General features: G+C 42.9%; 18 protein-coding genes. 10 read left to right on the top strand and 8 right to left on the bottom strand.

Annotated elements, in window-relative coordinates; genetic code table 11:
• Nucleotides 1–361: 361 nt before the first annotated feature.
• The gene (locus tag HM003_08090; GenBank protein MBX5329292.1) at nucleotides 362–832 is read left to right on the top strand and encodes a hypothetical protein; all 471 of its coding nucleotides are present in this window, start codon (nucleotides 362–364) and stop codon (nucleotides 830–832) included.
• A 16-nt stretch (nucleotides 833–848) separates the two neighbouring features.
• Nucleotides 849–1379 (top strand): molybdopterin-guanine dinucleotide biosynthesis protein B, encoded by a 531-nt coding sequence (gene mobB, locus HM003_08085; GenBank protein ID MBX5329291.1) that lies wholly within the window; start codon nucleotides 849–851, stop codon nucleotides 1377–1379.
• A 128-nt stretch (nucleotides 1380–1507) separates the two neighbouring features.
• Here mobB and HM003_08080 read toward each other — a convergent pair whose 3' ends face one another.
• Genes HM003_08080 through HM003_08065 form a run of 4 tightly spaced genes read right to left on the bottom strand, consistent with a single transcriptional unit; the run spans nucleotide 1508 to nucleotide 5053 of the window.
• A complete protein-coding gene (locus tag HM003_08080; protein MBX5329290.1) occupies nucleotides 1508–2674 on the bottom strand; it encodes an AAA family ATPase in 1167 nt (388 codons plus the stop codon).
• A gap of 10 nt (nucleotides 2675–2684) precedes the next feature.
• Nucleotides 2685–3584 (bottom strand): Snf7 family protein, encoded by a 900-nt coding sequence (locus HM003_08075; GenBank protein MBX5329289.1) that lies wholly within the window; start codon nucleotides 3582–3584, stop codon nucleotides 2685–2687.
• Nucleotides 3585–3620: 36 nt separating this feature from the next.
• Nucleotides 3621–4361: a CdvA-like protein gene (locus HM003_08070; GenBank protein ID MBX5329288.1), complete on the bottom strand. Its 741-nt coding sequence runs from the start codon at nucleotides 4359–4361 to the stop codon at nucleotides 3621–3623.
• 20 nt (nucleotides 4362–4381) lie between these two features.
• The gene (locus tag HM003_08065) at nucleotides 4382–5053 is read right to left on the bottom strand and encodes a hypothetical protein (GenBank protein ID MBX5329287.1); all 672 of its coding nucleotides are present in this window, start codon (nucleotides 5051–5053) and stop codon (nucleotides 4382–4384) included.
• 226 nt (nucleotides 5054–5279) lie between these two features.
• On the opposite strand from HM003_08065, the gene HM003_08060 reads away from it, so the two are divergent.
• The 3 genes from HM003_08060 (at nucleotide 5280) to HM003_08050 (ending at nucleotide 9376) form a co-directional block, all read left to right on the top strand.
• Entirely contained in the window at nucleotides 5280–5498 is a 219-nt protein-coding gene (locus HM003_08060; protein MBX5329286.1) for a hypothetical protein, read from the top strand.
• 185 nt (nucleotides 5499–5683) lie between these two features.
• On the top strand, nucleotides 5684–6457 hold the full coding sequence (locus HM003_08055; protein ID MBX5329285.1) for a hypothetical protein: 774 nt from the start codon (nucleotides 5684–5686) through the stop codon (nucleotides 6455–6457).
• 15 nt (nucleotides 6458–6472) lie between these two features.
• The gene (locus tag HM003_08050) at nucleotides 6473–9376 is read left to right on the top strand and encodes a DEAD/DEAH box helicase (GenBank protein MBX5329284.1); all 2904 of its coding nucleotides are present in this window, start codon (nucleotides 6473–6475) and stop codon (nucleotides 9374–9376) included.
• Between the two features lie 46 nt (nucleotides 9377–9422).
• Here the strand turns inward: HM003_08050 and HM003_08045 are convergent, their stop codons facing one another.
• On the bottom strand, nucleotides 9423–9896 hold the full coding sequence (locus HM003_08045) for a hypothetical protein (GenBank protein MBX5329283.1): 474 nt from the start codon (nucleotides 9894–9896) through the stop codon (nucleotides 9423–9425).
• A 180-nt stretch (nucleotides 9897–10076) separates the two neighbouring features.
• Between HM003_08045 and HM003_08040 the strand changes: the two genes are divergently transcribed.
• Nucleotides 10077–11336 (top strand): amino acid permease, encoded by a 1260-nt coding sequence (locus HM003_08040; GenBank protein ID MBX5329282.1) that lies wholly within the window; start codon nucleotides 10077–10079, stop codon nucleotides 11334–11336.
• 36 nt (nucleotides 11337–11372) lie between these two features.
• Here the strand turns inward: HM003_08040 and HM003_08035 are convergent, their stop codons facing one another.
• From HM003_08035 to HM003_08025, 3 genes are all read right to left on the bottom strand, one after another.
• Nucleotides 11373–13817 carry a hydrogenase iron-sulfur subunit gene (locus HM003_08035; GenBank protein MBX5329281.1) on the bottom strand — a complete coding sequence of 815 codons (2445 nt, stop codon included), beginning with the start codon at nucleotides 13815–13817 and terminating at the stop codon, nucleotides 11373–11375.
• A 2-nt stretch (nucleotides 13818–13819) separates the two neighbouring features.
• Nucleotides 13820–14752, bottom strand: a complete 933-nt coding sequence (locus HM003_08030) for a 4Fe-4S dicluster domain-containing protein (GenBank protein ID MBX5329280.1) — start codon at nucleotides 14750–14752, stop codon at nucleotides 13820–13822.
• Between the two features lie 253 nt (nucleotides 14753–15005).
• Nucleotides 15006–15566: a class I SAM-dependent methyltransferase gene (locus tag HM003_08025; GenBank protein MBX5329279.1), complete on the bottom strand. Its 561-nt coding sequence runs from the start codon at nucleotides 15564–15566 to the stop codon at nucleotides 15006–15008.
• A 58-nt stretch (nucleotides 15567–15624) separates the two neighbouring features.
• Here HM003_08025 and nucS point away from each other — a divergent pair, with 58 nt between their 5' ends.
• From nucS to HM003_08005, 4 genes are all read left to right on the top strand, one after another.
• Nucleotides 15625–16419: an endonuclease NucS gene (gene nucS, locus HM003_08020; protein ID MBX5329278.1), complete on the top strand. Its 795-nt coding sequence runs from the start codon at nucleotides 15625–15627 to the stop codon at nucleotides 16417–16419.
• The gene (locus HM003_08015; protein MBX5329277.1) at nucleotides 16416–17315 is read left to right on the top strand and encodes an MBL fold metallo-hydrolase; all 900 of its coding nucleotides are present in this window, start codon (nucleotides 16416–16418) and stop codon (nucleotides 17313–17315) included. Before nucS ends, HM003_08015 begins: the two co-directional genes overlap by 4 nt.
• A 47-nt stretch (nucleotides 17316–17362) precedes the next feature.
• The gene (locus tag HM003_08010; protein MBX5329276.1) at nucleotides 17363–17896 is read left to right on the top strand and encodes an inorganic diphosphatase; all 534 of its coding nucleotides are present in this window, start codon (nucleotides 17363–17365) and stop codon (nucleotides 17894–17896) included.
• A 130-nt stretch (nucleotides 17897–18026) separates the two neighbouring features.
• Nucleotides 18027–19691, top strand: coding sequence for an ABC transporter permease subunit (locus tag HM003_08005; GenBank protein MBX5329275.1), 1665 nt, complete (start codon nucleotides 18027–18029; stop codon nucleotides 19689–19691).
• Nucleotides 19692–19693: the final 2 nt, after the last annotated feature.

The following is a 19693-nucleotide window of genomic DNA, read 5'->3' as shown; positions in this document are numbered from 1 at the left end:
CCGAAAAGTTTCAAGAAAAACTTGATAATTTTTGGCAGTGTAGAGTTTTTCGGCGCGGAAAAGTTCCAGCTGCTCATATTTCCATGTTTGTTCCAGAAACTCGATTTGAAAGAGCGTTTTGAACTTGGATGGAATGTACTTTAGGAAGGCGAAAACGCGGTTTTGTGGATGTTCATAGCCGAAGACGTTGAGTATGAAGCCTTCTTTGGTTGCGATGGTGTCGCCGTCTGCTGGAACCCAGTCTTTGATAGTCGTTTTCGTGCACCTTGATAAAATGATGAAAGAGAATGTTAAAAAGTCTATTGCACATGCAACATAAAACTTAAAATCAAATCCTAACAGAGCATTAAACGTGACCCGTGTGAAAGAAAGTTTACATCCTTATGTAGTGTTTCTTCCATCCGAACAAAAAAGCAAAATATTAAGCGCAATTTTCGGCTCAAAAGCCGCAGTTGACATCCTAAAATTTTCACTCAGCCGAGGCATATCGAACAAAATCTACCAAAAAGAACTTGTAAGAAAACTTGCCTACTCAAACAAAACAATAATTGAAACTCTAAAATCGCTGACAAACCTTGGAATTTTAGCAGAAAACATGGAGAAAATCGAAACTGAACAGCGTACAACATGGGTTAAGGCGTATCAATTGTCAGACACTGGCAGATGGTTCGCGCTGTTGTTAGCTGAAGAAAAGGACTTGTCAGAAAGTGAAAAGGCAGAGATATTGCAGAACATTTTCAGAAAATACATGAGCTGGGTGAAAGACCTTTCCCAAAAGCTTAATGTAAGCAAGAAGACTTTAGAAGAAATCTTCAAAGAAGAACTAAGGTAACAAAGGCGTTAAAGAATTGAAAGCGGCAATAGTGGCAGTAGTTGGCAGCAAAAGTTCTGGAAAAACAACCATAATAGAAGCCTTAACAAGAGAGCTGACAAAAAGAGGCTACAAAGTCGCCGCAGTAAAACACATTCCAGAGCCAGACTTCACAATAGACGAAAAAGATAAGGATACATGGAGATTTGCTCAGGCTGGAGCGAAAACAATCATAAGCGTGGCGTTGCATGAAATAGCAACGATAGAAAAAGTGAACGAAGCGGATTTTTCATTAGAGAAAATTTTGAAAAAGTGTGAAGATCACGATGTAGTTATTCTTGAAGGATTTAGAAAACTTGTAAACAAGAACGAGAACATACCAAAAATTGCAGTTGTAAAATCTAAGGATGAAACGCTGGAAATCTTGAGCAATTTCAAACCTGTTTTGGCTTTTACTGGTCCTTATTCGACGGAAAAGATGAACTTGAAAGTTCCCTATGTGGATGTGTTGAAGAATCCCGAGAAAATTGCAGATATTGTTGAGAAGTTAGTCATCAAAAAATGTTAATGCGTTGGTTTTTGTTGGGTTGTGGGGTTTGGAGATTCTGTTTGAGGGGGAGAAAGGAGATTTTTACAAAAATTATAAAGGGTTTCTCCAAACCTTTCCACCCAACAGTTTTTGCTGTCATCTCCCTCCTAAAGAGCCTTGAAGGCTTCAAACCATCTATTATACAAGGATAGCATGTCAAGCGAAACGCTTGGTTTTCTCTCTTCCAGTATCAGTCTGAAATCGTCCATTCTTAGGGGTCTAGGCTTGGCTTGTTTGTTGGTTGCTTGGCCTGATTCGAAGAATTCGCCTATAAGCTTTAGGTGTGCTGATTGGCAGACGTCTCTTATATCGCTTCCAGAAAAGCCTTCAGATAATCGTGCTAATTCGTGCAAATCAACGTCAGCGGCGAGTTGCAGATTGCTTGTGTAAAGTTTGAACATCATCAAGCGAGTGTGATGGTCTGGAAGCGGCACCAGAATTCTTTTTTGGAATCTTCTGATGAAAGCCCAGTCCAAGTCCCACGGTTTATTCGTGGCTCCAATCACGTAAACGTGAAGATTTTTGCCCTTGTCAACTATTCCATCCATCTCTTTCAGAAACTGGTTTCGAACGCGTACTTCTCCGCCAACTTCGTTTGAATGTGCACCCATCAGAGAATCTAACTCGTCAATGAAAACTATGGATGGTTTTCCATCATTTGCTGATTTTCTAGCTGAACCGAAAAGTTTGGCGACATTCTGTTCGGCCTCGCCTAACCATTTAGACATTATTGAGGCTGCGTCGATGGAAATGAAAGTTGCGTCTATTTCTGTGGCAACCGCGGCAGCCAAGAGAGTTTTGCCGCAGCCTGGCGGTCCGAACAAGAGAATCCCACGTGGCCATCCTAATGGGAATAAGTCTGGTCTTTGAACTGGATAAACTATTGCTTCTTTCACGGCTCTTTTGGCATTGTCTAATCCGACTACTTCCTCCCATTTTACGTTTGGTTTTTCAGTTACTATCAGTTCCTCGTAGCTTGATTTGCCGCCTTCCGTAGTTTTTGCATTTTCGGAACCTTGGGTTTCCTCGCGAAATTCTGCGGGCGAAACTGCTCCTTGTAACGCTTTTATTCGCTCTTGGTAGGCAATTGCTCTCTGTATGTAAACTTTGTTTAAGCTGTATTCTGGATAGAGTTGGACAAGTTTGAGGAGGCTTTCTATGGCTTTCTGATACATTGTTATTGCCAAGCCTCTGGAACCTTGCTTGTCTAAGCGCACTGCTTCTAACGCGTAATTTGTTGCGGCTTTCTCAAGTTCTTGCGAGGCGCTCAAAATTTTTTCACTCCTACTCTCCAGTTCTTAACTCAATTTTTATTTTTCCTTTCGCTCCTAAACTTTCAAGCGCTTTTCTAACTTCCTCATCAGAAGTTTTCAAATCTGTAGAACAGCGCGCTATGTCAATTTCTCCATTACATTTCCTTACATAATCAAGAAGCATATCCTCTAAAAGTGGATTCTCAATTTTTAAGGAGATTTCTTGAATCTCAGCTTTTTTATAAGAAAAGAGGGTTTGGGAAGAATTTCCGTCATGCTCTGTCACAGTTTCTTGACCCGCTGCCTGCGAACAGTTAGCGGCTAACGCAACCATTTCTTTCAATGCGGGCTGTTCAGTTTCGGGCTCTGTAATTGTAGCGGGCGGTTCGGGAAGTTTTTCCGCGAGTCTTTGTTCTAGAAAGCCCGACACTTCTTTTAGTATTTCTTCTCCTCCGGGCGTTTTTCTGTTAACTGGTATTACTGACTTGTCAGCAGTTATTCGCGTCGAATACAATGTTTCGCTTATTTCTTCGTTGACCTTGTTTAGTTCGGAAGAAACGTCAGGCAAAACTTCAAACAGTTCCTGTGACACCCGCTGCAAAAGCTTTAAGGAAGGTTTCAGGTCGATTACAATGTCGCTTAACTCTTTTATGGTTTCAAGTCTGAGAATTACGCGTTCTATGGCTAACTCAACATTATAAAGAAACTTTATTAGTTTACGAACCTCTGCGATTTCGTTCGCGCAAATCGCTGCTTTTTCTTTGTTCTTGTTTTTTAAAGCAGTAATGCATGTTTGAAAGAGAATTCTGTCTCTTTCCTTGAGACGAAAACTTGCTTGATCAAGTTTGTTGCGTTGAACTTTCAGGGTTTGAATTGACTTAGCAACTGTTTCCCGAAATGGTGGAGGGTTCGGATGAAGAAAACCTTTGATTTTTTGTCCCTCCGCCCGCCACCGTCAGTTGCTGGCCTATATGCCGCTTCTTCCTATTTCCTTTACATAAACGACTACTGGGGGTTCTGGGAGTTCAGGACTTGACGAAACTGGAGCAAATTCTTTTGGAGCTTCAATCTTTGCCTTCTCTTTCGGTGGTTCTGCGGTTTTTAGGTCTTCGCCGAGTAGAATGTTTGAAAGTTTGTTTTTCGTGAGTTCTAAATCGTTTTTCTCCACGTTGACTCGTTTCAGGTTTTCTTGGATTATTGCGAAGGCGGCTCCATAATATTGGTCGTCGATTTTTCCTATCTCGTGCTCGATTTCCAGATGCACCAGAGCGTAATTCAGCTCTCTTGTCTCTTCGGTACATCTGACAATTTCTCTGTTTATTTCTTCAATGATAGATTGTGCTTCGGTTTTTAGTTGAGTTAGTGCTCCCTCAAAGCTGTTGTGAAGTTCTTCATAAAGTTCAGGCGAAATCTTCTTCTTTTCAACCAATTCTTTGAGGGCTTGGTCTTTTCGCCATAAAAGTGGTATCTGGTCACATAAGAGGGATGCTTTCGCTTTTATTTTAGACATGAGTGTTATTTCGGCACCGTCAAATTTCAGGTGGTCCGCGGGAAGTTTCAAGAATTTTCCGTCGCCCTGCTCAATGAATGCAGCGTCGAATTTTCCATTAGGAGAGACTGCAAAAGAGGCTACTTTGCCTACTACTCGTCCGTATTCGTCTTTAATTTGTTTTCCAACGGAAAGAAAAAGATTGGGGTCTTGTGGCATGGTTTTTCTCCCCTATATTTTTAAGAGGTTTCGGTTGGTGCTTTCTCGCCTAAGGAAGCTGCTGGGAGTCCCGGAATTCCTGGTGGGAGTTCTGGGAACTTTTCTTTGATTCTTTGTTCTGCGACTGTGGCGGCTTCTGTGAGAATTTTCTGTGCGTCTTCGTTTACTGCGTCAAAGTTCAATGTCATTCCTGAGCTTTGTCCAGCTTCAATCATTATACCGCTGAGTAGGTTGCCAATTTCTCCGAGTTCGTTTTCTGCTTCTGGAAATACGCTTACAAGTCCTGCTCTCACTGACCTTAAAACGCCGACTGCTGGTCCTAGGGTTGATACTACATCTCCAAGTTCTGATACAGTGCGTAATCTTAATACTATTTGTTCGAGTGCGAGTCTTGCGTTAATAATTAATCTTTCCATTTTGCGTATTTCTGCCAGCTCGTTTGCGAAGACGTTTGCGCGTGCAGTGTCATGCTTTGTGTAAGCATCGACTATTCTTGCGAATATTGCCTTGTCCCTTTGGCTGAACCTTTCAGTTGCTTGGTCAAGTTTCTGAACTTGCAATTCAATGCGTCTAACTGCGAAGTCCAATCGCGGCTTCAGTGGACCTGGCGGTCTGACTGCCTCCTTGATGCGGTTTGTGAATGGTTGTTCGTCTCTTCTAGTTTCCCATTTTTTTGCGAATCTTTCTGACAAATTAATACCTCCGAAAAAGAAGGATGCGCAGAACGATATTATGCATTGTTAACATGGTGAAAATATGCACGTATATACGTAGAGCTATATGTCAAAGCGAAAAGCGTTTTGAGCTTTAATTTTCCAATTAAAAGGTAAAGTTGCTGATTTCTGCGTAATAGACAAAAATGTGTAAGTTAGACTAAAAAGAGGCTTAGAAATCAAGTGTAAGGCAAAGGTGAAAAAGTTGAAAGACAGAATGAAAATCTTCCTCATAGTAGCCGCCCTCGGATTCGCTGCAGGAGTCATCGCTGACATAACAGCGGAATACGTGATTCCAGCAATCATGACAGTGCTGCCAGAAGTCCTCAAAGCTAGATACGTAATTTCAGGATTCGCCGGCGCTTGCTTAACGCTTGTCATGGTCAGCATATGGGCTTACGTCACGGGACCATCAGAAAAGTAAAAATCGCTCTTACCCCTCTCTCCTCTTATTTCGCGATTTTTAGTTGACTTCTTCTACGCGAAAAAGTTTTGGACTCAGGAGCGGAAAAAGCAATCATCCGCTTTGTCAGTGTACCTCGATTACCTCATCGTCCAACATATTGAAATAATTGTTCATGTTATTTACGCTTACGGAAGACACTGCAAATGTGCGGCATATTCGGTTTCGCTCTAAAAACGCCAATCGCCACGGAAAACGTGTTCAGACTACTCGAAAAACTGGAAACTCACCAATACCCATCGGAACCGAAACCTGTCGGAGGCTACGGAGCAGGAATTGCCGTTCTTAAGGAAAATGGAGAAGTTATTTGTGAAAAAATTGGAAGCGTAAATGGTTCGCCTGCTAAGCGTTTATCTGAAATTTTCGGCGTAAAAGAGGTGTCTGTTCTAATCGCGCATGTGCGGATGCCGAGTCCCCAGTTTATGGCAAGCTCTTCTTTTAGGGAAACCGCTCAGCCTTACATTGCAAAGTGCAATCCAAATTTGACCATCATTTCAGCCCACAATGGTAGCGTCACGAATTATAAGGAAATTAGAAAGGCTCTTAAAGCGCATAGTTTCGAGTCTGAAAAAGTTGAACTTATAGACTCGGAAGTGATTCCACACTTGTTTGAAGAATTGTTGACCGAAAAGGCTGATGTTAATGACGCCTTGAATGCGCTTTTTTCGTCTTTGGAAGGACCAAGCGCGTTGAGCATGTTACATGTGGAAAAAACGCATGTATTCTTGCATTTTCTTCACAAAGAAAAAACGAGAGGACTGCATGTTTGGATAAACGGGCAGGGCGAGGTGTTTTTCTGTTCCCGAAACGAGTTGTTGGTTGAAGTGTTCGGTGACATGCTAACGCAAGGAAGATTTGAGAGAAAAGTGGCTGTTGCTTATCGTGAAGATGCAAGTTTAAAGCTTTCCTTGACAATATAGTTTTGGCACGAGCAAATGAAAAGTAACCATGCGAACTCAAACGTTTTCCTTTCACTCGTCAAGCCTATCCGAGACGCTTTAGCCGAATTAGGCTTCGCTGAGCCGACGCTTCCGCAGGCAAAGGCAATTCCACATGTTCTGGCTGGAGAAAACGTGCTTTTGATTGCACCTACTGGAAGCGGCAAAACTGAAGCGGTTCTTCTTCCAATCTTTTCTAAGCTGATTCAACAGGAAAAGAAGAGGGGCATATCAATAGTTTACATCACGCCTTTAAGAGCCTTAAACCGTGATTTGCTGAAGCGTTTGTCTTTTTGGGTTCAGAGGTTAGGCCTAACGGTGGAGGTTAGGCATGGCGACACAGAAATGAAACTGCGCAGGAGACAAGCGATTTCGCCGCCTCAGATGCTTGTGACTACGCCGGAGACTTTGCAGGCGATTCTTCCGGGCGCGCGCATGAGGCAGCACTTGAGTTGTGTTAGGCATGTTGTTGTTGATGAGGTGCATGAGTTAGCGTCGAGTAAGCGTGGCGTTCAGCTTTCAATAGCTTTGGAGCGCCTCTTTGATGTTGTTGGCGAAGAGTTTCAGCGGGTTGGTTTGTCGGCTACTGTTGGAAACCCAGAAGAGGTTGCGCAGTTTATTGCTGGAGCTGGTCGAGAGGTTCGAATTGTTGAGGCGTTGCCGCCTAAAGGTTACAGTTATAACGTGGAGAGTCCGTTGCCGACTGATGCGGATTACGAGTTGGCTGGTAAACTTCGGACTTCGCCTGAGGCGGCGGCGAGAATAAGGCGAGTGTTAGAGCTTGTTGATAGTCACAGGTCAACATTAATTTTTGTGAATAGTCGGACAAATGCGGAGATGCTTGGTCACAAGTTTGGTCAGCTTGGACGAGCGGACATTGCGGTTCATCATGGTTCTTTGTCGAAGGAAGAGCGCGTGCAGATTGAGGATGATTTTAAGGCGGGGGTTTTGAAGGCGATTATTTGCACGAGCACGTTGGAGCTTGGCATAGACATAGGCAATGTGGATTTGGTTGTTCAGTATCTTTCGCCGAGGCAAGTGAGCAGCCTAATTCAACGCGTTGGGCGTAGTGGGCATAGACTTGACATGCTTTCTGAAGGCGTCATTGTCACGGCTTTTCCAGACGACACTTTGGAATCGACAGCGGCTGTAAGAAACGCTTATGCGAATAGGGTTGAGCCGGTTTTGATTCATGAAGGCGCTTTGGATGTTTTGGCGCATCAAGTGGTCGGGTTGCTTATGGATAAGGGAGTTTTGACAACGAAAGAGGTGTTGGCTACCGTGCGCAAGGCTTATCCTTATCGCAATCTTAAGGAAGAAACACTTTTGGACGTGATAGACTTTTTAGACAGCCTTGACGAATTAAGGTTTGACAGAGAAGGAAAAGTTTTGAGAAGAGCCCGAAAGAGTAGGCGTTATTACTTTGAGAATTTGTCTATGATTCCAGACGAGAAACGCTATCCCATTATAAACGTGATTTCTGACCGAAAGATTGGCACTTTGGGCGACGAGTTCATGGCACTAAGAGCTCGCGTAGGCTTGAATTTTATTGTTAGAGGAAAGGTTTGGCGTATAGTGCAGATAGAGGATGAGACTGGCACGGTTTACGTTGTTCCTGCCGAAGACCCGTTTGCTGCGATTCCTGGTTGGGATGGGGAGATTTTGCCTGTGCCTTTTGAGTTGGCTCAGGAAACTGGCAAACTGCGTGAAGTGATTAGGGATGCGTTGCGAGAAAGTGATAAGGCAGAGGCTGTAGCGGAGAAGCTTGCTGGTAAGCTTAAAGTGGAAAAGACGGCTTTGTTGGATGCTGCTAGAGAGGTTGCGGAGCATCTGAAGCAAGGCGCGCCATTACCAACGAATAATCACATTCTTGTTGAAGCCTTCGACAAGTATCTGATAGTCCATGCAAGTTTCGGCGAAATTGTAAACCGCACTTTAGGCAGCATTTTCGACTCAGTGCTTTCGGATAAGGAATTGATTGTTGGCTGGTGGAACGATGGATATAGGATACTTGTTGAAATGCCGAGGAGTTTGGCGCAGCGGGACGTTGAGAAGATGCCCGCATTATTGTTTGGTTTGTCAGATGAAGAAGTGGATAAGGCTTTTAGTGACTATTTGGAAGTGCGGTTTCCGTTTTCTTACAAGATGAAGTTTGTTGCTGAAAGGTTTGGAGCTTTGCCTCGTGGGAAAACGATGGGTCCTGAACAGCAGGGTCAGCTTGTTGGTCAGTTTAAGGACACGCCGGTTTATGATGAGACTTTGCGTGAGGCGTTGTTGGAGAAGGTGAATGTGGCGAAAGTTAAAGAGATAATGCATAACATTAAGGATGGGAATGTGAAAGTTAGCACTGTTTGGCGTTCTGAAAAGCCCACACCACTAGCCTATCGCATACTCGCCATGTATTCTGACATTTCGGAGCTGATGGCTCCAGAAGAGGTTTTGCTAAGCAATATTGACAAGATGAAAAAGGCAATAGAGGCGAGAACTGCAAAGTTGCTTTGCATATCGTGTGGAGAATGGACGGGCGAGAAGAAGATTAGGAGTTTGCCAGAAAAACCAGCATGCGAAAAATGTGGTTCGGAACTTTTGGCGTTGCTTTATCCGAGTCAAGATGCGAAGCGTTTGCGTGAAATTTTGAAGAAAAGACGTGAAGACAAGGAATTAGCAGAAGAGGAACTTAAAGAGTTGAGGGATGCGAGGCGCACGGCAGATTTAGTGCTAAGTTATGGCAAGAAAGCGATAGTAGCTTTGGAAGTTAAAGGTGTTGGACCAGAAACAGCGTTTAGGATACTGGGAAAGATGCACATGAAAGAAGACGAATTCTACATGGACCTACTAAAAGCAAAGATTCAGTATTTACGAACGAGAGAATACTGGGAAGATAGACAAGAAAAGCAGTAATTTCAAAACAATGTGAAGGTAATTGCGATTAGGCATTTTTGGCACTCTACAGCCCTTTCCATCCCATTGGAGGTGGATCAATACCCATTTGCCAAAATAGCGCTATCAGTTCACCCCTATGATGGACTTCTTCTTCAAAAACATGAACCAAAATATCTTCAGCAGTGAGTTTAATCGTTTTGTGGTCTTCGCCAGCAATTCGATATGTTTTTTGGAGTCCCTTATCTGACAGTGAATCAAGATATTCTTGCATTCGCTTCTCAACATGTTCCATGTAGGCTCTAACCTCATCGAAAGTCCTGTATTCATCGAATTTCTTCTTTGACCTAAGGTTTTCTTTCCGCAGAAAATCCAACCAATAATCAATCGCACCCAGTGTATGCACAAATATGTTCCTAATTGAGTTGAAACTTGCTTCCCTATTTTTGGTGAACTCATCCCAAGAAAGTTTGATGCAACTTTCAAAATATTTGCGTCTGACAATCTCATTATATTTCAAGAGGTCTTTTATATGAACCATTATTTACACCCAAGCACCAGCCAACAATAATCTTCTGGATTCAGCTATAACTTTTCCGCATTTCTGGTGAAAGCTAAGCCTTGGTTATAGATGACGTGTGATGATAATTTTGAAGAGACGAAGGTTAAGTCTTAATAACTTTCATCTTCTAAAAAAACAATTGCTACACTTGGTGCTTGTATGAGTGCAGAGGAAACTCAACACAGACTTAAAGCTTCTTTGGGTTTGTTTGATGCTACTGCGATTAGTGTTGGTGCGATTATAGGTGCTGGCATTTTTATTGTTACGGGTATTGCGGCTGGTTTGGCTGGTTCAGCCTTAATCGTTTCCATGCTTATAGCTGCAGTAATCGCTCTCTTCACTGCGTTAAGCTTCGCCGAATTGACCGCTTGGCAGCCCAAGGAAGGAAGCATCTACGAATACACTTACCAGCTAATCTCGCCCTTCGCAGGCTTCCTAACAGGCTGGATGTGGATACTATCAAACACGTTTGCAGGCGCCGCGGTCTCCTTAGGCTTCGCATACTACCTAACAGCAATAACGCCAACTCTACCGCCAAACGTGATTGCCGCGCTTCTCTGCATCGCCTTCACAGTGCTCAACTTTCTTGGCATACGCCAATCAGCCCTCATCAACAACATTCTAGTTGCCGCAAAACTACTCATCTTGGCACTCTTCGTAATAGTCGGCGTAGCACACATAAACAATGCAAACTTCGCCCCATTCACACCTTTCAACTTCGGAGTGCTCTCTGGCGCTTTCTACATTTTCTTCGCCTACGGAGGCTTCGCACGCGTCGCCGTAATCGCAGAAGAAGTAAAAGACGCAAGACGCAACGTTCCAAAAGCCATACTATTGTCATTGGCAATCTCCACACTCGTTTACATTCTCGTCGGCATCGTAGCCATCGGACTCATAGGCGCGCCAAACCTCTCTGCCTCAAAATCACCATTAACAGACGCTATAGGCATGACAGGAAACACAACCGCAGTCTACACAGTTTCAACCGGCGGATTACTTGCAACAGCAAGCGTCCTACTCACCTCAATCTTAGGCGTGTCGCGCATGGCATACGCAATGGGCAGAAGAAAAGACCTCCCACAAGCCCTAAGCAAACTCCACTCAAAATTTAACACGCCATACTATTCAATCTGGATAATCGGCGCCGCAATGACGCTACTCGCTTTGTTTATCAACCTCAGCAGAGTCGTAGCCATAAGCACCTTCGCACTACTCTTCTACTACACACTAGCAAACGTGTCCGCACTAAAATTGAAAACGCAGAAAAGACTGTGCCCAAGATGTATTCCTGTTCTAGGCACAATCACATGCCTAGCCTTAATGATTTTCATCCCACTTGAAGCGTGGATAATAGGCGCAGCAGGACTAGGCGTAGGCGTAGTTGTCTACTTAGCGAAAAAACACCTAACCACAAGTTGAACCTATAAATAAGGGGGGTCTAGCCTCTCCACACACCTATTTCTTCTCTTTCCTCTTCAACATGTTCTCCAAAACAGGACGCAACTTCGCATTCTCCACTTTAATCTTCTCCCTACCCAAAGCCTGCATCTGCGCAGCCATCTCACGAACAACCTCAGCAAATTTCACACCCTCAGCAGCAGAAACATACTCCACACGGAACCTTTCAGGGCTTAAGCCAAGCTTCTGCAACATAGGCGCCAAAGCATCCATCCTAGCCTTCATCTTCCAATTCCCACTAATATAGTGACAATCATAAGGCAAGTGACAAGCACCAATCAAAACCATACCAGCACCAAGCCTAAACGCCTCCAAAACAAAATCACGGTCAACCCTGCCAGAACACATAACACGAATAGGTCTAATCACAGGCGGATACTCAAACCTGCTCGTGCCAGCCAAATCCGCACCCGCATAACTACACCAGTTGCATAAAATAGCCAAAATCTTATCTTCAGGCTCCCTCTCCAAAGCAGCCCTAATCTGAGCCAAAATCTGCGCATCAGTAAAATGCATCTGCGTAATCGCGTCAGCAGGACACTCAGCAACACACGTTCCACAACCGTGACACATGGCAGTTATAACTTCCGCTGGCTTCTTCTCCTCAACCTTTATCGAACCATACGGACAACGCTCAGCACAAATCCCACACTTAGTATTAACATTCCTACACCTACTCGGGTCAACAACAGAAACTATCGGCTCAATCTTCCACTTAGGCTTAGAAAGCACAGTCGCAGCACGCGAAGCCGCACCGCTGCCTTGTGAAACGCTGTAGGGAATATCCTTAAGTCCTTGACAAGCACCAGCCAAAAAAATCCCATCAGTAGGCGCATCAATAGGCTTAAGCTTAGGATGACTTTCCATGAAAAAGCCATCAGCTCCACGAGTCAAATTCAAAATCCGCGCAATCTCATCCGTGCCCTTCTTCGGAATAGCCGCAGTTGCCAAAACAACCATTTCCGCTTCAACTTCAATAGGCTCACCAAGCGTCATGTCCTCAGCATGAATCAGCAAATTCTTCGTCTCAGGAACTTCCAAAATACGGCTTACTCGTCCACGAATAAAGTTCACGCCCAACTCACGTGCACGGTCATAAAACTCCTCATAACCCTTAAAGTTGCTACGCATATCCATGTAAAAAACGTAAACCTCCACATCTTGCTTATACTTCTCCTTAAGCTGAACAACATGCTTCAAAGTATACATACAACAAAAGTTAGAACAATACGGATACTTGTTCTTATCCCGCGAACCAACACACTGAATAAACGCCACACTATGCGGTTTCTGCCCATCCGAAGCCCGAACAACCTTTCCACCCGTAGGACCAGCAGCAAGAATAAGCCTCTCAAACTCAAGCGAAGTAATCACGTTAGGATACTTGCCATAACCATAAAGCGGCATATCATAAGGCAAATAAATATCATAACCAGTCGCAACAACAATCGCCCCAACCTCCAACTCAATTTCTTCGGGTTTCTGCTCAAAATTTATCGCCTGCCGCGCTCCACAAGCATCAACACACTTGTAACACTCAATACAATAATCCTTATTAATCGTGTAAACAAGCGGAACTGCTTGGTCAAAGGGCACAGAAATTGCTTTTCTAACACCTAAATTCATGTCCCACTCGTTAGGATACTCAATCGGACAAGCCTCCTTACATTCGCCACAGCCCGTGCAGTTAGCAGCAATCACATAACGCGGATTCTTCCTTATCTTAACCTTGAAATTGCCAATGTAACCACTAACACTTAACAAGTCAGCAAAAGCAATTATCTCAATATTCGGATGCCTTCCAACATCAACCATCTTCGGACCTTCAATACAAATAGAACAGTCAAGCGTCGGAAACGTCTTATCCAACTGCGCCATGTGACCACCAATGCTCTCGCCCTTCTCAAGCAAGTATACCTTAAAACCCATCTCAGCCAAATCCAAAGCAGCATTCATCCCAGAAATGCCGCCGCCAATAACCAAAGCCTTATTCGTAACAGGAACCTCAATCGTCTGAAGCGGATACAGCAATCTTGCCTTCGCAACAGCCATCCTTATCAAATCTTTAGCCTTCTCCGTAGCCTCCTTCGGCGTGCTCGGATGACACCAAGACGAAAATTCACGAATATTCGCCATCTCAAACAAAAATGGGTTCAAACCAACATCAGAAACCGTTCTACGAAAAGTAGGCTCATGCATACGCGGAGAACAAGCCGCAACAACAACACGATTCAGCTTATGCTCCCTAATTCCCTTCCTAATCTCCTCTTGTCCAGGGTCTGCGCATGTGTAGCGGTTGTCTTTAACGTAAACAACGTTTGGCAACGTCTTAGCATATTCAACGAGTTCTTTTATGTCTATTACGCCAGCTATGTTTAAACCACAGTGACAAATGAAAACGCCAATTCGCGGCTCCTCAAACTCAACCTTCTTTTCAGCCATACCTACACACCCTTCCATCCAAGTCTTTTCTCAACAGATTCCATTCCTTTCCGAGAACCCTTAGCCTTCAACTCCTTAGTCACCTCAATCGGCGAAGCCAACCTTTCCAAAGCCTTATTCCACGCACCAGAACGAACAAGAGTATGAATTATTCTCGTTCGTTTAAGCTCTAAAGCATCCTCAACGGGACAAACAACTTTACATGCACCACAATAAACACAAAACATCTCGTCCACATGCACCTTCTTATCCTCATCAGAATAGTAAAGCGTCCCAGTTATTGGGCAAACATCAAGACAGTCCGTGCAGCCTTCCGGACACTTCTCAGCATGAATAGCGATTTTGCCATGAATAAACTTCTTAACGCGCATAACACCTTCTGGACATTTGAACTCGCATATTCTACAACACGGACAATGCTCCTTGTCCACATCAATTTTAACTTGAAGGCCCTTCCTTTCTTTCTTTGTAAGCTTCTTGACGTTTTCAACCGTTTTTCCATCTGGTGTGAACCATGTTATCTTAACCAGATTAAGTGGACATGCCTCTTCACACTTTAAACTCTCTGTGGGGTATTTGCTTGCATCCACTTGAATATCACGAATCAGTTGCGGAAAGCTTTCCTTTTCAATCACTGAAAGAATATGCTGACCGTTCAAAGTTACTTTTACTGCACCGTATGGGCATAGTATGTCGCATATTCCGCAAAAATTACACTTTGCCAAGTCAATGTCAACTTTAGCCCTTTTGGCTTTTTCTCCTTGCGTTTTGGGCTGTTTCTCAAGTTTGATTGCTTCTTTAGGGCAAGCTAAAGCACAGATTTGACATCCTACACAAAGGTTTTTGTCAAGATTCAATTTGTAATTTTTTACATGGAGAACCCATTCTAATGTTAACGCTTCTTGTGTGCTCTTTTTTATTGTTTTTAGAGGCATCTACAACCCACCAATTCGAATAGCACATTGTGAATTCGGTGGAATTATAGTTCTAATTCTTTACTTTCATATATAGTTTAGTTGTCAATCACGTGAAAAGTGATGGAAAAGCATGGAAAGAATCATGATTCGCATGGACACCTTGATTTTGTTTCAATTATGTTTAAAGCAAATTTGCAGGTAAAACTTGCGCACTTACCAATGTTTTTCGTGCACAATAAACATTAACACCAAAAACCCAATCGACAAAGTCTTAATCTACCATTTTTTTGCAAACTGCAACATGACATTTTAAGTTTTCACTTTCTAAAACAGCAACCTTCAAGCCAGCATCTCTAAGCAACTCTTCAAAACTTTCACGAGAGAAAACATTCTTCAAACCCGTAACCACAACTACCGCCTTTGCTTTTGCAACTCTTACAATTCCTTTCAAAGTCGCTGGTGGATTTGGCATGTTTTGAAGTAACGTGAAAGCGAAAACGTGATTGAAAAAGTCCTCTGGAAAAGGTAGTTTATCAGCATCAGCCAATACTAAATGCACATTCAAAAATCTTTTAGCATATTCCTTCGCCTTGAGCATCGTCTTTTTGGAAAGGTCCACGCCAACAACGATTTCTGCTCTGTCAGCAACAGAATCAAACAAAAGCCCCGTACCACACCCAACATCCAAAACCAAGCCCAGTCTTTCCATCTTAAGGTTCTTGAACGCAGTTTGAAACTTAGCCTTTTGCTCTTCAGCATACCGCATGTCATAAATGTGCGCTGTCACATCATAACGATGCATTATCTCGCGTTTCTTGTCCCACTCGCTCATGGCAATCCTTAAGAAATCTTATGTAGGCACGAACCTTCTAAAAGTATTGGAGAAAACCGTGTCAAACAACAAACCTCTGAACGTTCTAATTAATCCAAACACTTCAGAAGCAGAAACAGTAGCCAGAGAAGCAATCTCTCAACGCAAAACACTTCTAGTTATCGGCAATTGTTGGGTAAATTACTTCGGCAGAGCAAAATCGAAGCTTGAACCGGGCGAACGCATTCTCATAATCAAGGAAGACGGTTCGCTTCTTGTCCACCGCTCAGTAGGCTACGAACCAGTCAATTGGCAACCACCAGGATGCATCTTCCACGTGCAAACTAAAAACGACATTCTAGAAATTCGTGCAGTGAGGCAAAAACCACGCGAATCAGTTAACGTGTCCTTCGACAGGATTAACATGGTCTCAGTTATGAGCCTTGTTGACTCAGGCGAATTCTCTCTTTACGCCAGCGAAGAAGACATGCATAAAGCAATTTTGATGAAGCCTTCACTTTTGGAGGAAGGATTCAAACCCATAAGCTATGAGAAGAAGGTTGAGCCGGGTTTTGTTGACGTTTATGGTGTAGATAAGAATGGAAGACTTGTGGTTGTGGAGGTTAAACGTAAAACTGCTGGTAAGGAAGCGGCAATACAGCTTGCAAAATACATTGATGCAATAAAAGAAAAGGCAAACCGCGAAATACGTGGAATACTTGCGGCGCCAAACATAGCTAAAGACGTTCAGCGACTACTTGAAACTTTAGGGTTAGAGTTTAAACCTTTAGACCCAAAGAAGTGTGCGGAAATTCTAAGGAAAAGTGAAACAAGAAAACTGGAGGCATTCTTCGCAGAGGAAACAAAGCAATGATTCAGAAAATTGTTCCCTTAGCCTTCGACAGTCTAGGCGTTCGTTCAATGGCAACATTCATCGAGACAGACGACTTAAAAATCCTAATCGACCCCGGAGCAGCTTTGGGACCCATCCGTTATGGTTTGCCACCGCATTTTCTGGAATGGCAGAAGCTTGATGAAGCTTGGAAAAGGATAAAGCGCCAAGCGAAAGAAGCTGACGTGTTAATGGTAACACATTACCATTACGACCACCACGACCCAGACGCTCCAGAACTTTACAAGAACAAGATAGTTTTCATAAAACATCCAACAGAGAACATAAACTTAAGTCAAAGGGAAAGAGCAGCTTTATTTCTGAAAGCAATAAGAGAGAAGCCCAAAAAACTTGAGGTTGCTGATGGGAAAAATTTTCGAATAGGAAAAACACACATAACTTTTTCAAAAGCTGTCTGTCACGGAACAAACCCACGTCTTGGATACGTTACTGAAGTTAGCATAAAAAGCGGCAACGACAAATTTCTTTACACGTCTGATGTGGAAGGTCCTTCGCTTCCAGAACAAATTAAATTCATACTGAAAGAAAAGCCAGACATTCTGTTTATTGATGGCCCAATGACTTACATGCTTGGCTTTCGCTACTCATACAAAAGCCTTGAAATCTCCAACAACAACCTTGTTAAAGCCATAAACAAATTAAGCCTTAACACGCTTGTTTTGGACCATCATTTTCTGCGCGATTTAAATTACAAGTTAAGAATAAAGCCAGTTTATGAAGCTGCAGAAAAGCGTAAAGTGAAAGTTGTCACGGCTGCTGAATTTTGTGGAAGAAAAATCGAAATGCTGGAAGCTTTAAGAAAGGAATTGTATGCAAAATATGGCGACAAGAAAGGCAAAAACAATAATTTTTCCTAAAAAAGCATAAATCAATAAATTTGATACTTTGCTTGAGGTTTAAGCAAATGAACGTTTGGAAAGATATTCCTTCAGGCGATAAACCGCCAAAACTGCTAAACATGGTGGTTGAAGTTATCGGTGGTTCAAGAGACAAATACGAATATAACATTAAATGGGAACAGTTTGTTTTAGACCGCATAATACCCTCATCTGTAGTCTTTCCAGTGGAGTATGGGTTTGTTCCACAAACGTGGTTTGATGATGGAGACCCGCTGGACATAATGGCGTTAAGTTACGAGCCACTTGAAGTTGGATGCATAGTTAGAGTGAGAGTCATAGGAGCATTAATAATTGAAGATGAAAACGGCATAGACCCAAAGTTATTGTCTGTGCTTGTTAACGATGCAAGATTCGATGGATATAATGACATCAGTGATGTGCATCCACATAAACTTAGAGAAATTCAGGAATTCTTTGAAACCTACAAGCGACTAGAACCGCATAAGTGGGTGAAGTTTAAGGAATGGAAAAACGCTGAGGAAACCACGAAAATTGTGAACTATGCTATTAAACGATTTAAAGAAATTAACGTAACTTAATCGAGTTCTTCACCACACTCAAGACACTGTTAAAACATTAATTTCTAACACATTCCTAACATGCGATATTCTTAAATCTCTCCCCAAGCGTTCTCGCTATTATGATTTAGGTTAGTCTGGCGAATGAGACTTGAGAAAGTACATAATCAGCTTTGTCGGTGGACTAATCATCCTCTGCATGATGACTTGGCTAATCGTGGCTTTTATTGGATATTCAGAGATTAAAAATCTTCCTCTTTACACTCTCAGCACAATCTCTAGAATCGTAATTACACTGTTGATTTCAATAGCTTGGGGAGTTTCTTTTGGCATATTAGCAGCCACAAACAAGATAGCATCGTTTATTCTCACACCTCTCATAGACCTTCTGCAGTCAATTCCCATACTCGGATACTTCCCAATGGTGATTGGCTTCTTGTTTGCATTAGGCCCCTTCGGCATTGAAATATCTGTCATAGTCTTGCTCTTCACATCCATGGCATGGGCTATCTTCTTCGGAGTACTTGGAGCCATACGAGGCATACCAACAAACGTTGTCGAATCAGCACGAAGTTTCGGTTTAACAGGATGGCGATATATTAGGCATGTAGTGTTGCCAGCAATCACCCCAGCAGTAATTTCAGGGGCAAACCTTGCATGGTGCGATGGTTGGTTTTTTATGATTGCAGCAGAATACATTCAGTACAAAGGGAATGTTGTTGCACCGCCTTCTGGCGGATTAGGATATCTTCTTGCGAGGGCTGCCTACTTTTATCAAGACATGACTCTCTCCATAATTCTCCTCATATTCATAACCTTTATTGTCGTATACTTCAATACTTTGACTTGGCATAAGCTTATGGAACGAGCAAGCACAGGCACCTTCAAACCAGTATTTAGAATGGACCTTTCAGGAGTTGGAAAACTTGGAATTCTAAAGTCAACCAGTTGGCTGCACTTCGGAAGGCTTCATTGGCCAAAATCTTTCTTTATCGTTTCTCAACGTTTGCGAAAATACACCCGCATCGAAAAACTCCTTGCTGTCATCCTGGCTTTTTCGGGGATTTTTTTCGCCTTATACATTGTGTCCGGTCAGCTACCAACCTTTGCAGTAATTCGCGGAGGATTCAATGAGCCACCAGCGGAAGAGTTGGGTCGGCTGCCATTGTTAATCGCCTTGACTATGGGAAGACTTACCATAGCATATGGAATCTCTCTTGTAGTAGCCATTGGTATGGGAGTGCTGGCTGCAGAGCACAAGAGATTCGCGGCTATTTTCTATCCTTTATATGATATTGGACAGGGAGTGCCTATTCTAGCTTTGTTTCCTGTTATTTTTCTTGGACTAAATGGACTTATCGGAGTCCCTGGAATTGCTCTCGAGCTTACGTGCATTCTTATGTTGGTTCTCGACATGATATGGTATATGTTCCTCAATATTGTAAGCGCAGTGAAAAACATTCCCACAGAAATAAAAGAAGTTGGTCAAATTTTCGGGTTTAAAGGTTTTAAGAGAATAACTCACATAGTCATCCCATCCATATTGCCCTCGATAGTTACTGGAAGCATACTCTCATGGGGAACAGGCTGGAACACTATAATATTTGCAGAATACATGCCGTCAACTGAACCAACTATTTCACCACTTTCAGTCCCAGGTCTAGGCTCATTACTGGACAAGGCAGGATATGAATACGGAAATACTGTAATGCTAATCTTTCTCCTTGGCATAGTTGCAATAATTGTGCTCTCAATGGAAGCATTCCTTTGGCGGCGTCTGCTCAGAAAATTTGAAAAGTATCATGTCGAGGTGTAAAT

It is taken from the genome of Candidatus Bathyarchaeota archaeon A05DMB-5 (assembly GCA_019685655.1).
GTDB lineage: Archaea > Thermoproteota > Bathyarchaeia > Bathyarchaeales > Bathycorpusculaceae > DSLH01.
The sequence above is the reverse complement of the archived record's forward strand: the minus strand, read 5'-3'. Positions and strand labels throughout refer to the sequence as shown.